Annotated in this window: 16 protein-coding genes; 4 read left to right on the top strand and 12 right to left on the bottom strand. The window is 60.2% G+C overall.

Annotated elements, in window-relative coordinates:
• The first annotated feature begins 7 nt into the window (after window positions 1-7).
• Both EJ576_RS07350 and pdeM read left to right on the top strand, forming a co-directional pair.
• On the top strand, window positions 8-2,488 hold the full coding sequence (locus EJ576_RS07350; RefSeq protein ID WP_126569962.1) for a ligase-associated DNA damage response DEXH box helicase: 2,481 nt from the start codon (window positions 8-10) through the stop codon (window positions 2,486-2,488).
• Entirely contained in the window at window positions 2,488-3,138 is a 651-nt protein-coding gene (pdeM, locus tag EJ576_RS07345) for a ligase-associated DNA damage response endonuclease PdeM (RefSeq protein ID WP_126569961.1), read from the top strand. The genes EJ576_RS07350 and pdeM overlap by 1 nt, the downstream gene beginning before the upstream one ends.
• 3 nt (window positions 3,139-3,141) lie before the next feature.
• On the opposite strand, the gene EJ576_RS07340 is transcribed toward pdeM, so the two are convergent.
• Window positions 3,142-3,339 carry a hypothetical protein gene (locus EJ576_RS07340; protein WP_016976883.1) on the bottom strand — a complete coding sequence of 66 codons (198 nt, stop codon included), beginning with the start codon at window positions 3,337-3,339 and terminating at the stop codon, window positions 3,142-3,144.
• Between the two features lie 108 nt (window positions 3,340-3,447).
• Window positions 3,448-4,014 carry a dCTP deaminase gene (gene dcd / locus EJ576_RS07335; protein ID WP_010212421.1) on the bottom strand — a complete coding sequence of 189 codons (567 nt, stop codon included), beginning with the start codon at window positions 4,012-4,014 and terminating at the stop codon, window positions 3,448-3,450.
• 389 nt (window positions 4,015-4,403) lie between these two features.
• Between dcd and EJ576_RS07330 the strand changes: the two genes are divergently transcribed.
• Window positions 4,404-4,613 carry a cold-shock protein gene (locus tag EJ576_RS07330; protein ID WP_002554837.1) on the top strand — a complete coding sequence of 70 codons (210 nt, stop codon included), beginning with the start codon at window positions 4,404-4,406 and terminating at the stop codon, window positions 4,611-4,613.
• Between the two features lie 242 nt (window positions 4,614-4,855).
• On the opposite strand, the gene rpoS is transcribed toward EJ576_RS07330, so the two are convergent.
• The 8 genes from rpoS to EJ576_RS07290 all read right to left on the bottom strand — a co-directional run bounded on the left by rpoS (window position 4,856) and on the right by EJ576_RS07290 (window position 11,976).
• Window positions 4,856-5,860 (bottom strand): RNA polymerase sigma factor RpoS, encoded by a 1,005-nt coding sequence (rpoS, locus tag EJ576_RS07325; protein ID WP_016976882.1) that lies wholly within the window; start codon window positions 5,858-5,860, stop codon window positions 4,856-4,858.
• Between the two features lie 106 nt (window positions 5,861-5,966).
• Window positions 5,967-6,803, bottom strand: coding sequence for a peptidoglycan DD-metalloendopeptidase family protein (locus EJ576_RS07320; protein WP_126569960.1), 837 nt, complete (start codon window positions 6,801-6,803; stop codon window positions 5,967-5,969).
• A 209-nt stretch (window positions 6,804-7,012) separates the two neighbouring features.
• The gene (locus EJ576_RS07315; protein WP_010212427.1) at window positions 7,013-7,648 is read right to left on the bottom strand and encodes a protein-L-isoaspartate(D-aspartate) O-methyltransferase; all 636 of its coding nucleotides are present in this window, start codon (window positions 7,646-7,648) and stop codon (window positions 7,013-7,015) included.
• 41 nt (window positions 7,649-7,689) lie between these two features.
• Window positions 7,690-8,439 carry a 5'/3'-nucleotidase SurE gene (surE, locus tag EJ576_RS07310; protein ID WP_068931518.1) on the bottom strand — a complete coding sequence of 250 codons (750 nt, stop codon included), beginning with the start codon at window positions 8,437-8,439 and terminating at the stop codon, window positions 7,690-7,692.
• Window positions 8,427-9,485: a tRNA pseudouridine(13) synthase TruD gene (gene truD, locus EJ576_RS07305; RefSeq protein WP_028619216.1), complete on the bottom strand. Its 1,059-nt coding sequence runs from the start codon at window positions 9,483-9,485 to the stop codon at window positions 8,427-8,429. The genes surE and truD overlap by 13 nt, the downstream gene beginning before the upstream one ends.
• Window positions 9,482-9,955, bottom strand: coding sequence for a 2-C-methyl-D-erythritol 2,4-cyclodiphosphate synthase (gene ispF, locus EJ576_RS07300; RefSeq protein ID WP_122724671.1), 474 nt, complete (start codon window positions 9,953-9,955; stop codon window positions 9,482-9,484). Before ispF ends, truD begins: the two co-directional genes overlap by 4 nt.
• A 54-nt stretch (window positions 9,956-10,009) precedes the next feature.
• Window positions 10,010-10,855: an S-formylglutathione hydrolase gene (fghA, locus tag EJ576_RS07295; RefSeq protein WP_122724668.1), complete on the bottom strand. Its 846-nt coding sequence runs from the start codon at window positions 10,853-10,855 to the stop codon at window positions 10,010-10,012.
• An 8-nt stretch (window positions 10,856-10,863) separates the two neighbouring features.
• On the bottom strand, window positions 10,864-11,976 hold the full coding sequence (locus EJ576_RS07290; protein WP_010212435.1) for an S-(hydroxymethyl)glutathione dehydrogenase/class III alcohol dehydrogenase: 1,113 nt from the start codon (window positions 11,974-11,976) through the stop codon (window positions 10,864-10,866).
• Between the two features lie 108 nt (window positions 11,977-12,084).
• Here EJ576_RS07290 and EJ576_RS07285 point away from each other — a divergent pair, with 108 nt between their 5' ends.
• The gene (locus EJ576_RS07285) at window positions 12,085-12,981 is read left to right on the top strand and encodes a LysR substrate-binding domain-containing protein (RefSeq protein ID WP_122724666.1); all 897 of its coding nucleotides are present in this window, start codon (window positions 12,085-12,087) and stop codon (window positions 12,979-12,981) included.
• A gap of 129 nt (window positions 12,982-13,110) precedes the next feature.
• Here the strand turns inward: EJ576_RS07285 and ispD are convergent, their stop codons facing one another.
• Both ispD and ftsB read right to left on the bottom strand, forming a co-directional pair.
• A complete protein-coding gene (gene ispD / locus EJ576_RS07280) occupies window positions 13,111-13,818 on the bottom strand; it encodes a 2-C-methyl-D-erythritol 4-phosphate cytidylyltransferase (protein WP_122724663.1) in 708 nt (235 codons plus the stop codon).
• The gene (ftsB, locus tag EJ576_RS07275; RefSeq protein ID WP_003231201.1) at window positions 13,815-14,093 is read right to left on the bottom strand and encodes a cell division protein FtsB; all 279 of its coding nucleotides are present in this window, start codon (window positions 14,091-14,093) and stop codon (window positions 13,815-13,817) included. The genes ispD and ftsB overlap by 4 nt, the downstream gene beginning before the upstream one ends.
• Window positions 14,094-14,256 lie beyond the last annotated feature (163 nt).

Raw genomic sequence — 14,256 nt, 5'->3', positions numbered from 1 at the left:
CCGCCCCATGGCAAAACCCACCGATTTCGCCAAGCACTGGTTTGCCGCCAAAGGCTGGAAGCCGTTTGCCTTCCAGAAAGAGGTGTGGGCGGCGGTCAAGAGCGGCCAATCGGGGCTGCTGCATGCCAGCACCGGTGCGGGTAAAACCTATGCGCTGTGGTTCGCCGCCCTCAATCGCTTCGCCATCACTCGCCCACCTGTAACCGCTAAACGCAAACCGCCCGCTGAGCCGCTGACGGTGCTGTGGATCACGCCCATGCGCGCGCTGGCCGCCGACACCGCCCGCGCCCTTGAAGCCCCGCTTGAGGCGTTGCAGATTCCCTGGAGTGTCGGCCTGCGCACCGGTGACACCAGCAACAGCGAGCGCGCACGCCAGACCCGCCGTCAGCCCACCGCATTGGTCACCACCCCGGAAAGCCTGACGCTGATGCTGGCGCGGGCCGACAGCGAAGTGAGCCTGGCGCATCTGCGCATGGTGGTGGTAGATGAATGGCATGAGCTGATCGGCAATAAGCGCGGCGTGCAGTTGCAACTGGCCTTGGCGCGCCTGCGGCGCTGGCATCCCGAATTGATGGTGTGGGGGATTTCGGCGACCTTGGGTAACCAATCCCACGCACTGGAGGTGTTGGTTCCACAAGGCGATGGGATCAACGTGCAGGGGCAGACGGCTAAACAGTTAGTCATCGACACCTTATTGCCCCCCGTGACCGAACGCTTTCCGTGGGCCGGGCATATTGGTTTGAAGATGCTGCCCCAGGTGGTGGCGGAAGTGGACGCCAGCAGCAGTTGCCTGGTGTTTACCAATACGCGGGCGCAGTCGGAGATTTGGTTCCAGGCATTGCTGGACGCCCGCCCCGATTGGGCTGGGGTGATTGCGCTGCACCATGGTTCGCTGTCCCGAGAGACCCGTGACTGGGTGGAACGGGCCTTGAAAGACGGCCAGCTCAAAGCGGTGGTGTGCACCTCAAGCCTGGACCTGGGGGTGGACTTCCTGCCGGTGGAGCGGGTGTTGCAGATCGGTTCGGCCAAAGGCATAGCGCGGCTGATGCAGCGCGCCGGGCGTTCGGGGCATGCGCCGGGACGGCCGTCGAGGGTGACATTGGTGCCGACCCATAGCCTTGAGCTGGTTGAAGCCGCCGCCGCCCAGGATGCGATCGCGCAACGGCGTATCGAAGCGCGGGAATCGCCGTACAAGCCTTTGGATGTACTCGTACAGCACTTGGTCAGCATGGCATTGGGGGGTGGCTTCACGCCCGAGGCCTTGCTGACGGAAGTGCGCGGCGCCTGGGCCTACCACGACCTGACGGATGAAGACTGGGCCTGGGCCCTGGGTTTCGTGCGGCATGGTGGGCTGTCGCTGACGGCCTATCCGGACTATCGCCGCGTGGAACCGGACGAGCACGGCATCTGGCGTGTCCCGGATGCCCGGCTGGCGCGGCGCCATCGAATGAGCGTGGGCACCATCGTCAGTGATGCGAGCATCCACTTGAAATTCTGGAGCAAGGGCGGTGGCGGCAAGAACCTGGGCAGTGTCGAGGAGGGGTTTATTGCGCGGCTAAAGCCGGGAGATGGCTTCCTGTTTGCCGGCCGCCTGCTGGAGTTGGTGCGCGTGGAAAATATGACCGCCTATGTACGTCGCAGCACTGCCAAGAAAGCCGCCGTGCCGCGCTGGAATGGCGGGCGCATGCCGCTTTCCAATGAGCTGGCGCAAGCGGTGGTGGAACGCTTTGATGCAGCGGCCCATGGCCGCTTCGAGGGACCGGAGATGCAAGCGGTGCAACCTTTGTTGCAAACGCAGTTACGCTGGTCCGGCTTGCCGACGCGCGAACATCTGCTGGCAGAGGCGCTGAAGTCACGGGAAGGCTGGCACCTGTTCCTCTATCCCTTTGCCGGGCGCCAAGTGCACCTGGGTTTGGCGAGCCTGCTGGCGTGGCGTGTGAGTCAACAGCAGGCAGTGACATTTTCGATCGCAGTCAATGATTACGGGCTGGAGTTATTGAGTGCCACTGCAATGGACTGGCCGGCATTGCTGAATGATGCGCTACTGAGCCCTGAACATTTGCGGGAAGACGTGGCAGCCAGCCTGAATGCCGGGGAGCTGGCGCTGCGCCGCTTCCGTGAGATCGCTCGCATTGCCGGGCTGGTGTTTGCCGGCTATCCGGGTGCACCAAAAAGTACACGGCAAGTGCAGGCCTCCAGCGGTTTGTTCTTTGAGGTGTTCAAGCAGTACGACCCGCAGAATCTGTTGCTGACTCAGGCAGGCGAAGAAGTCTTACGCGATGAGCTGGATATTCGTCGGCTGGAAGAGACGTTGCGTCATCTTTGCGCGCTGAAACTGGGCTTGCATCCGATCGAACGACCTACGCCACTGGCCTTCCCATTGTTGGTTGAACGGATGCGCGAAAGCCTGAGTTCGGAAAAACTCTCGGAACGCATCGCACGCATGGTCAAGGACCTGGAAAAAGTCGCGGATAACGGGAAGCGCTGATGGTGTGCACGGTGAGGCTGGAGGGTGAAGAGCTGTGGTTACTGGCGGACAAGGCTGTCTACTGGCCTGCACGCCAATGCCTGATGATCGCCGATGCGCATTTCGGCAAAGCCTCGGCGTATCGCAGCCTGGGGCAACCGGTGCCGCAAGGCACCACCACCGAGAACTTGCAGCGCCTGGACCGGTTGCTCTCAGCGCTACCCTGCGCTCAGGTGATCTTCCTCGGCGATTTCCTGCACGGCCCGGGATCGCACGCCAGTGGCACGCTGGGCGCATTAAGAAGCTGGCGAGCGCTTAATCCTGACCTGCCCATGACCTTGATTCGTGGCAATCACGATAAACGCGCGGGCGACCCGCCGGAGGACTTGAGGATAGAGGTGGTCACGGAGCCGCTGCTGATAGGCCCTTTTGCCTTGCAGCACGAACCTGACGCCCACCCCAGCCACCACGTGCTGGCGGGGCATGTGCATCCGGTGTATCGGTTACGCGGCAAGGGACGACAGAGCTTAAGGCTGCCGTGCTTTGTGGTCGGTGCCCGAGTGAGCCTGCTGCCGGCGTTCGGTGCATTTACCGGCGGGCATAGAGTGGAACAGGACAATGACCGCCGAATCTATGTGATTGGCGATCATGACGTCTGGCCAGTGGGCTAGGGATCAGGCAACCGGCGCGGGTGGCGGCTCGTCCGGCAGGGTCGGCTCGCCAGGCTCGGTCGGTTGGGGGTAATCCGGCTCGGGTTGACCGGGGATGCCGCCCGCATAAGCAGGGTCGGCCATCAGGGACCAGGCCAGAACGCCAATCTGATTGGGTTCAAGCCGGGCAAGTTCTGCGCTTATTCGCGGGTCGAGCTTCATAAAGTACTCCTCAAGCGTGGCCCGGCGCGTTTTACACGCGCCGGGGCAGTACACCTAGATAGAGTCGCTTTTTGCAGACTAATTCCCTTTACGCGTAGGAGCTTTCGATCAAGCGCGTGGGAGAGTGACGCCGCGCTGGCCCTGATACTTGCCTGCACGGTCTTTGTAGGACACTTCACAGGCCTCGTCGGACTGCAGGAACAGCATCTGCGCCACGCCTTCGTTGGCGTAGATTTTCGCCGGCAGCGTGGTGGTGTTGGAGAACTCCAGGGTCACGTGGCCTTCCCACTCGGGTTCAAGCGGTGTCACGTTGACGATGATGCCGCAGCGCGCGTAGGTGCTTTTACCCAGGCAGATGGTCAGCACGTCACGGGGAATACGGAAGAATTCCACGGTGCGCGCCAGGGCGAAGGAGTTCGGCGGAATGATGCATACGTCGCTCTTGACGTCGACGAAGCTCTTTTCGTCAAAGTTCTTGGGATCGACGATCGCTGAATTGATGTTGGTGAACACCTTGAACTCATCGGCGCAGCGTACATCGTAGCCGTAGCTGGAAACGCCGTAGGAAATCACCGGTGCATCGCCCTGACCACGGATCTGGCGCTCGACGAACGGTTCGATCATGCCGTGTTCCTGCGCCATGCGGCGAATCCACTTGTCCGATTTGATGCTCATGGCGGGTGTCCTGAATAGCGAGGTGGAAAAATTCTGTGGGGCATCTTACCGGGGCTGGCGTTGGGGTTCAAAGGCCACAGGGGTTTTCTTGACGAATGTGTCTGCTCCTATAAGCCGCAGCCAGTGGGGCCGGGACTTGTGCTGGCATGTCCGGTGAGCGGAAATACCACCGCCAGTAACGAATTTGGAGAAACCTTCGGAAATATCATTGGCACGTCCCGGAAAAAGGGTTAAGGTGGCGCCACTGTGCTGCTTGTGTCACTGAGAATCTCTACACGATATGTTGAATTTCGATCCAACCATCTCCAAGAATTTTTCCTGCTCTTTGCACTCAGTCTCGGCCAGGGCTTTTCCTGAGTCGCAGTTAACTTTGTCCAAGGAGATACACCATGTCTAATCGCCAAACTGGTACCGTTAAGTGGTTCAACGATGAAAAAGGCTTCGGCTTCATCACTCCACAATCCGGTGACGACCTGTTCGTTCACTTCAAAGCTATCCAATCCGACGGCTTCAAAAGCCTGAAAGAAGGCCAACAGGTTTCTTTCATCGCTACCCGCGGTCAGAAAGGCATGCAAGCTGAAGAAGTTCAAGTTATCTAACTTGTACTGACTTAGTCGAAAAGACCCCGCCCTTAAAAGCGGGGTTTTTTTATGGCTGGGATTCGGTGCTACACCCTCCCCTGTAGGAGCCCGGCTTGCCGGCGATGGCGGTCTTGAGGGCCTCATCGCCGGCAAGCCGGGCTCCTACAGGGGAAGTGTTGGTAACGAATGATCAGCGCACAGCAAAACGCCCGGTGCATTCCCATGCACCGGGCGTTTTGTCATAGCGGCCTAATCAATCGTTACTGAAACAACGACTCACTCGACAAGCCATTCTTCTCCAGGATCTCACGCAAGCGCTTGAGCCCTTCCACCTGGATCTGCCGCACCCGCTCACGGGTCAGGCCGATCTCCAGGCCTACGTCTTCCAGGGTGCTGCTCTCATGGCCGCGCAGGCCGAAGCGGCGAATCACCACCTCACGCTGCTTGTCCGTGAGCTCCGACAGCCACTGGTCAATGCTTTGGGAAAGATCATCGTCCTGCAACAGCTCGCAAGGATCGGTAGGACGATCATCCGTCAGGGTGTCCAGCAGGGTTTTATCCGAATCAGGACCCAGCGAGACATCGACCGAAGACACGCGCTCATTGAGACCGAGCATGCGCTTGACCTCTCCTACCGGTTTTTCCAGCAGGTTGGCGATTTCTTCGGGCGAAGGTTCATGATCGAGTTTTTGGGTAAGCTCACGCGCTGCCCGCAGGTAGACGTTGAGCTCCTTGACCACATGGATCGGCAACCGGATCGTGCGGGTCTGATTCATGATCGCCCGTTCGATGGTCTGGCGAATCCACCAGGTGGCATAGGTCGAAAAGCGGAAGCCCCGCTCGGGGTCGAACTTCTCCACAGCCCGGATCAGGCCCAGGTTGCCTTCCTCGATCAGGTCCAACAGGGACAGCCCACGATTGACGTAGCGTCGGGCGATTTTCACCACCAGGCGCAGGTTGCTTTCAATCATGCGCTTACGCCCAGCCGGATCGCCCTTTTGCGACAAACGCGCAAAATGGACTTCTTCTTCGGGGGTCAGCAGAGGGGAAAAGCCGATTTCATTGAGGTACAGCTGGGTCGCATCGAGCGCCCGCGTGTAGTCAATGTACTTGTGTTGCTTTAACGCGGTGGAGTTCTTGGACTTGGTGCGAACTGAAGGTACAGCAGGTCCCTCATTCGACATCGATTCCGTATCGATACCGGTCTCCATAAGGAGAACCTCATCGTCGATGTCAAACTCCGGCGCTTCTTTACTGAGAGCCATTGTTATAGTCCTTTGGTGAGTTCGACCTCAAGCTCAAGCGGCGCCTTTATCCTTGGCAACGCTGGAGCCTGTTCCTTCTACGTGAGGGAACAGGCTGTGCAACACATCAACGACGGGGTAGGAATTGCAGTGGATCTACAGGCTTCCCTTGGCGGCGAATCTCAAAGTGCAGTTTCACCCGGTCTGTACCAGTTGACCCCATTTCGGCAATTGTCTGTCCGACCTTGACCTGCTGCCCCTCCCGAACCAACAGCCTACGGTTATGGCCGTAAGCACTGACGTAGGTATCGCTGTGTTTGATGATGACCAGCTCGCCGTAGCCCCGTAAACCACTCCCGGCGTACACCACTGTCCCATCAGACGCAGCTAAAACAGGCTGTCCCAAATCTCCGGCGATATCAATGCCTTTATTCAAACTACCGTTTGAAGAGAATTTTCCAATTAACACCCCGTTTGAGGGCCATCCCCAACCGGTCGGCGCAGGCCCGGCAGGTGGCAACGGCGCGGGTGCCGGCTTGGCCGCAGGGGTCGGCGTGGCGGTGCCTGCAGGCCGGGTGATGATGGTGGTTTTGCTCGAAGACGACGGCGAAGATCCGGTGTTTGTCACAACTGCCGTAGGCGTTGAACCGGTGCGCCCGTCGAAGCGAATCGTCTGACCCGGATGTATCGTATAGGGCACGGGAATATTGTTACGAGCTGCAAGTGCCTTGTAATCCCAACCATAACGGAAGGCGATCGAGAACATCGTGTCGCCCTTGCGCACCACGTATTGCCCGGTGGTCACCGTCGGTTTCTGCGGGACCGCATTATTACGGTCAACCACCCGCGCGCCGCTGCTTGGCGAGCTGGAGCATCCTACCAACACGGAACTGAAGACGAGGCCAAGCACCAGTCGATGAAAGCTTGTTTTACTCATACGCTGCGCAAGACCTGTGAGACTCACCCGCCGCTCCCTTTGTGGTGGCTGAACATGAATGCCTGTATCAGGCTTGAAATATGACGCAAGTATAACTGGGCATTGGCTTTTTACCGGCACACGACTGAAACGAAAAATTCATCGCGTTTAATGCCGACGCCCGATCATGTTGACTCGATGGACCCCGCCGTAAGACACATCCCCGCCAACAGAATTCACTGCCTGCAAACAAATGCTCAGGCCAGCGGCCCATTGAGCAGCGGCACGAAACGCACAGCGCCCAGTACATGCCGGGAAAACCCTTCTTCCTCACGGATAATGAGCATCAATTGTTGCACTTCACCGGAGCCCACCGGGATGACCAGCCGTCCGCCTGGAGCAAGTTGATCGAGCAACGCCTGGGGCACATCGGTGGCCACGGCGGTGACGATAATGCCGTTGTAAGGCGCCAGCGCCGGCCAGCCTTCCCAGCCATCGCCCCAGCGAAACACCACGTTGCGCAGGTTCAATTCGACCAGGCGCTCCTTGGCACGGTCTTGCAGCACCTTGATGCGCTCGACCGAGAACACCCGCTCCACCAGTTGCGCCAGCACGGCGGTCTGGTAGCCGGAGCCGGTGCCGATCTCCAGCACTTTGTCCAAAGGCCCCGCCGCCAGCAGCAGCTCGCTCATGCGCGCCACCATATACGGCTGGGAGATGGTCTGGTTATGGCCGATGGGCAGCGCGGTGTCTTCGTAGGCTCGGTGGGCCAGGGCTTCATCGACAAACAGATGCCGAGGCGTGCGCCGGATCACTTCCAGCACCTGAGCGTTGGACAACCCCTCTTCGTACAAGCGCTGGATCAAGCGTTCGCGGGTACGCTGGGACGTCATCCCGATCCCCCGGCGCAGCAAGTCGTCTTGTTCACGGCCCATCAGCGCAGCCCCTCCAGCCAGCCATCGAGACCACTGAAGGCATCACTGAAGGTGCGATCAAATTGCAACGGGGTAATCGACACATAGCCTTGCATCACGGCATGAAAGTCCGTGCCCTCACCGCCATCTTCCGCATCACCCGCTGCCGCAATCCAATAGCCTTCCTTGCCACGCGGGTCGACCACCTTCAACGGCGCCGCCGCGCGGGCACGATGCCCCAGGCGCGTGAGTTGGATGCCGCGAATATGGTCGAGGGGCAAGTTGGGAATATTGACGTTGAGCACCGTGCGCGGCGGCAGGCTCAGGGAACCATGGGCCTCGACCAGCTTGCGCGCGAAATACGCAGCAGTCGGCAAGTTATCCAGCTGGCGCGAAGCAAACGAAAAGGCGAACGCCGTACGCCCCAGGAAGCGACCTTCAAGCGCCGCCGCCACGGTGCCGGAATACAGCACGTCGTCGCCCAGGTTGGCGCCGAGGTTGATACCCGACACCACCAGGTCCGGCTCATGATCCAGCAGGCTGTTGATCGCCAGGTGGACGCAGTCGGTGGGGGTGCCGTTCACGCTGATAAAGCCATTGGCCAGGACTTGCGGGTGCAGCGGACGGTCGAGCGTCAGCGAACTGCTGGCGCCGCTCTTGTCCTGGTCGGGGGCAACCACCACGCACTCGGCGTAATCTTCCAGCGCAGCATAGAGCGCGGCAAGACCGGGTGCGGTGGCACCGTCATCGTTTGATATCAGAATACGCATGGGTTGTCCGTCTGCCCCACCGGCACCAGATCAACAAGCTCGCGCACCAAGACAGTGGCGAAGCATCCGGCCGGCAGGACGAATTCCAATTGCAGAATGTCCAGCGAGGGATAATGCCACGTCAAACCGCCAATGGGCAGTCGCAGAATGCGACGTTCCTGGCTCATGCCGGCATTCACCAGCCAATCACGCAAGTCGGCTTCACCGGCGGCGACCGCCTGTTCAAGCTCAAAAGTTGCCCCCGTGGCAGGCGAATCACCTTCGCCCCACTGTGGTCCGGTCGGGTGCAGGTCCAGGATCGCCAAGCGTGGGTCGCTGCATTCAGCCTCCCCCGCCGGGAAAAAACTGCGGCTGTCGGTAAAGGCCAGCAAGTCGCCAACCTGGGCGCGCTGCCATGAACCGTCGGCCACACGCGCCGCCAACACTTTGTTGAACAGGAAGCTGCGCGCCGTGGACAGCAACCGCGATCGCACGTTGCGCTGTTCCGGCAACGCCTTGCGCGCGGCCCACTCACGGGCGTCGACCACGTTGCCGCCGTTGTGGCCAAAACGCTGCGCGCCGAAGTAGTTGGGAATGCCGTGTTGTGCAATCAGTTGCAACCGCGCGTCGATGGCGGCGGTGTCACCGGCCAACTGGGTCAGGCGCAAGGTGAAACCATTCGCTGAGTGCGCACCGCGTTGCAGCTTGCGCTTGTGGCGGGCGGTCTTGAGGACCTTGAGCGTGTCGTTCTCCGCCGCGCTCATGTCCGGATCGGCCTTGCCGGGCAGTTGCACGCTGAACCATTGGCGGGTCAACGCCTGGCGATCCTTGAGCCCGGCGTAGCTGACCGTGCGCAGTGGCACGCCCGCCGCCTTGGCGATGCGCCGCGCGGCTTCTTCTGTATTGAGGCCGCGCTTCTCAACCCACAACCACAGGTGCTCACCCTCGCCGGTCAGCGGGATATCCAGCACTTCATCAACCTGGAAGTCTTCGGCCGTCGCTTTCAGTACCGCGCTGCCCAGAGCTTCGCCATAGGCCCGTGGACCCAACAGTTGCACGTCATTCATGCGCGCAGCAACAAGGCGACGGAGTGCACGGCGATGCCCTCTTCACGACCGGTAAAGCCGAGCTTTTCGGTAGTAGTGGCTTTCACGTTCACTTGATCCAGTTCAATTTGCAGATCCGCGGCAATCAGCGCGCGCATCGACTCGATATGGGGGGACATCTTCGGCGCCTGGGCCACGATGGTGTTGTCGACGTTGCCGACCTTCCAGCCTTTGGCGTGGATCAGGCCAACCACATGGCGCAGCAGTACACGGCTGTCCGCGCCCTTGAAGGTCGGGTCGGTGTCCGGAAAGTGCTTGCCGATATCGCCCAACGCCGCCGCGCCGAGCAAGGCATCGCTCAAGGCATGCAACACAACGTCGCCGTCGGAATGAGCTAGCAACCCATGGTGGTGTGCAATGCGCACGCCGCCCAGGGTGATGAAATCGCCTTCGGCGAAACGGTGCACATCGTAGCCGTGGCCAATACGCATAAAAAAACGCCCCGATTTAATTCAGGGCGTGATTCTACCTACTTTTGCCTCACATTAACCGAGCAAAGCACGGCCATGGTGTCGCAAATGGTCTTCGATGAAGCTGGCGATAAAGAAGTAGCTGTGGTCGTAGCCGGGTTGCAGGCGCAGTTCCAACGGATGGTTGGCCGCCTTGGCCGCTTGCTGCAGGGCTTCGGGCTTGAGTTGCACAGCGAGGAAATCGTCGCGATCGCCCTGGTCCACCAGCAGCGGCAGCTTTTGCGAGGCCTCGCTGATCAACACGCAGGCATCCCATTCGCGCCATTTCGAGCGCTCTTCACCCAAATAACGCGAGAAGGCTTTCTGGCCCCACGGGCAATCCATCGGATTGTTGATCGGCGAAAACGCCGACACCGACAGGTATCGCCCGGGGTTGCGCAAGGCACACACCAGCGCCCCGTGGCCGCCCATGGAGTGGCCGCTGATGCCGCGTTTGTCCGAAGCCGGGAAATGCGCTTCAACCAATGCCGGCAATTCCTGCACCACGTAGTCATGCATCCGATAGTGCTTGGCCCAGGGTTCCTGGGTGGCATTCAGGTAGAAGCCGGCGCCGAGGCCGAAATCCCAGGCGTTGTCTGGATCGCCCGGCACACCCGGCCCACGCGGGCTGGTGTCCGGCGCGACGATGATCAAGCCCAGCTCGGCAGCCATGCGCTGGGCGCCGGCCTTCTGCATGAAGTTCTCGTCGGTGCAGGTCAGGCCGGACAGCCAGTACAGCACCGGCAACTTGCCGCCCTCTTCCGCTTGCGGCGGCAGGTAGACGGCGAACGTCATGTCGCAACCGAGCACATCGGAATGATGCTTGTAGCGTTTATGCCAGCCGCCGAAGCTTTTCTGGCACGACAGGTTTTCCAGACTCATGGTCGACCTCAGAAGTGGATGACGGTACGAATGCTCTTGCCTTCATGCATCAGGTCAAACGCTTTGTTGATGTCTTCCAGGCCCATGGTGTGGGTGATGAAGGTGTCCAGCGGGATCTCCCCGGTCTGGGCCATTTCCACATAGCTTGGCAATTCGCTGCGGCCGCGCACGCCGCCAAAGGCCGAACCGCGCCAGACGCGACCGGTCACCAACTGGAACGGACGGGTGGCGATTTCCTGGCCGGCACCGGCAACGCCGATGATCACCGACTCGCCCCAACCTTTGTGGCAGCACTCAAGGGCGGCGCGCATCAGTTGCACGTTGCCGATGCATTCGAAAGAGAAGTCCACGCCGCCGTCGGTGAGGTCGACGATCACGTCCTGGATCGGGCGATCGTAGTCTTTCGGGTTGATGCAGTCGGTGGCGCCCAGTTGCTTGGCGATTTCGAACTTGGCCGGGTTGATATCGATGGCAATGATACGCCCGGCCTTAGCCTTGACCGCACCGATCACCGCCGACAGGCCGATACCGCCGAGGCCGAAAATGGCCACGGTGTCGCCCGGCTTGACCTTGGCAGTATTGATCACCGCGCCGATGCCGGTGGTGACGCCACAGCCCAGCAGGCAGACTTTTTCCAGCGGGGCTTCTTTAGGAATCTTGGCTACGGAAATTTCCGGCAGCACGGTGTACTCGGAAAAAGTCGAGGTGCCCATGTAGTGGAAAATCGGCTGGCCTTTGTAGGAGAAACGCGTGGTGCCGTCCGGCATCAGGCCTTTGCCCTGAGTGGAACGGATGGCCTGGCACAGGTTGGTCTTGCCCGACAGGCAGAATTTACACTTGCCGCATTCCGGGGTGTACAGCGGGATCACGTGATCACCCACCGCTACCGACGTCACGCCCTCGCCAATCGCCTCAACCACCGCACCACCTTCATGACCGAGGATCGACGGGAAGATGCCTTCCGGGTCAGCGCCCGACAGGGTGTAGGCGTCGGTATGGCAGACACCGGAGGCGACCACCCGCAACAGCACTTCGCCAGCCTTCGGCATGGCGACATCCACTTCGACGATCTCAAGGGGCTTTTTGGCTTCGAAAGCTACGGCAGCGCGGGACTTGATCATCCGGGTTTCTCCAGGCGGTTAAAAATTGAGACGGTGAGTGTAAAACATGGCTGACTGATGAATAATCCGGGCAAAAGCAAAACTTTATTGCTGTACAGGGATAATCACATGCTGGAAAACCGCTGGGAAGGCATCGACGAGTTTGTCGCGGTCGCCGAATGCAGCCAGTTCACGGCAGCGGCGGAACGCCTGGGAGTGTCGTCGTCCCACATCAGCCGCCAAGTGGCGCGCCTGGAAGAACGCCTGCAAACACGGCTGCTGTACCGCAGTACGCGCAAGGTGACCCTGACCGAAGCGGGCCAGACGTTCCTGCAACATTGCCAACGCCTGCAGGACGGTCGCGAAGAAGCCTTGCGCGCAGTGGGCGACCTCACCAGCGAACCCAAGGGCATGTTGCGCATGACCTGTGCAGTGGCGTACGGCGAGCGCTTTATCGTGCCGCTGGTCACCCGCTTCATGGCGCTCTATCCGCAGTTGCGCGTGGATATTGAGCTGAGCAACCGCCAGTTGGACCTGGTGCACGAAGGCCTCGACCTGGCGATCCGCCTGGGGCGATTGCAGGATTCGCGCATGGTCGCCAGCCGACTGGCACCGAGGCGCATGTACTTGTGCGCGTCACCGTCCTACCTGGCGCGGTATGGTCGGCCACATAGCTTGTCGGAGTTGAGTCGGCATAACTGCTTGATTGGCAGTTCGGATATCTGGCAACTGGCCCAGGATGGGCGCGAATTTTCTCAGCGAGTTCAGGGAAACTGGCGCTGCAATAGTGGGCAAGCGGTGCTGGACGCAGCGTTGCAAGGTGTGGGGTTGTGCCAGTTGCCGGATTATTACGTGCTGGAGCATTTGCACAGTGGTGCGCTGGTGTCGTTGCTGGAGGCGCATCAGCCACCGAATACGGCGGTGTGGGCGTTGTATCCGCAGCAGCGGCATTTGTCGCCGAAGGTGCGCAAGTTGGTGGATTTTTTGAAGGAAGGGTTGGCTGAGCGGCCGGAGTACAGCCGGTAATTAATGGCTGTTTGTCCCGGCCTCTTCGCAGGCAAGCCAGCTCCCACATTTGATCGCGTTCCTACAGGATAAACGCGGTCAAATGTGGGAGCTGGCTTGCCTGCGAAGGGGTCGACTCGGTGCAACTGACTACTGTCGGTTAACCCACCGCAAGCGCAACCACTCGAGATCTTCCGCCCGGGTGACTTTGATATTGTCCGAACGCCCTTCAATCAGGCGCGGCGCCTGACCCGACCATTCCATCGCCGAGGCTTCATCGGTAATCACCGCATCCGCCACCAAGCTGTCGGCCAACGCGCGGTGCAGGGCTCCGAGGCGGAACATCTGCGGCGTGTAGGCTTGCCAGATCAGGCTGCGGTCGACGGTCTCTACCACACGGCCGTGTTTGTCGACGCGCTTGAGCGTATCGCGGGCCGGCACGGCCAGCAGGCCGCCGACCGGGTCGTCAGCCAGCTCAGCCAGCAGTTTGTCGAGGTCATCGCGGCTCAGGTTCGGCCGCGCCGCATCGTGTACCAACACCCAATCCTCATCGCCGGCGCCCAGGGCATTCAGGTGCAACAGCGCGTTGAGCACCGAGCCCGAGCGCTCCGAATCGCCGTCCGCACGCTGGATACGCGGATCATTCGCACACGCCAGCGTCGGCCAATAAGGATCATCAGGAGCAAGGCTGACCACCAAGCCCTTGAGCGATGGATGGTCAAGAAAACAGCCGAGGCTGTGTTCGAGAATAGTGCGCCCGCCCAGTTGCAAATATTGCTTGGGACGGTCCGCGGCCATCCGGGCACCGACGCCCGCGGCAGGAATCACGGCCCAGAAGGCCGGCAAGCGGTGGTTCATTGGGCCAACTGGTAGAGGGTTTCGCCCTCCTTGACCATGCCCAGTTCATGACGAGCCCGCTCTTCCACGGTCTCCGTACCTTTTTTCAGCTCAAGCACTTCGGCATCGAGGACGCGGTTACGCTCCAGCAGGATCTCGTTTTCGGCGTGCTGTGCAGCAATTTGCTCGGTCAGGTCTTTTACCTGCGCAAAGCTGCCATTACCCACCCATAGGCGGTACTGCAGGCCAGCCAGCAACAAGAGCAAGACGAGGAACAACCAATTGGGACTGCGCATCGAATATCGGGTATCCAGTGAAAAAAGACAGCCATGCAAAACTTTTGAAACAACTGATAGCACGAAGCCTGGAAGAACCAGGCTTGTGCTTGATAGCCATCAGATTAGCGTCGAAATCCACACTGTCGTGAGTTTTCCGACGCAATCCGCTGACTTTTTACCA

The organism is Pseudomonas sp. C 49-2 (assembly GCF_003970195.1).
Taxonomy (GTDB): Bacteria; Pseudomonadota; Gammaproteobacteria; order Pseudomonadales; family Pseudomonadaceae; genus Aquipseudomonas; species Aquipseudomonas canadensis.
This window is presented reverse-complemented; position numbering and strand designations above follow the sequence as displayed.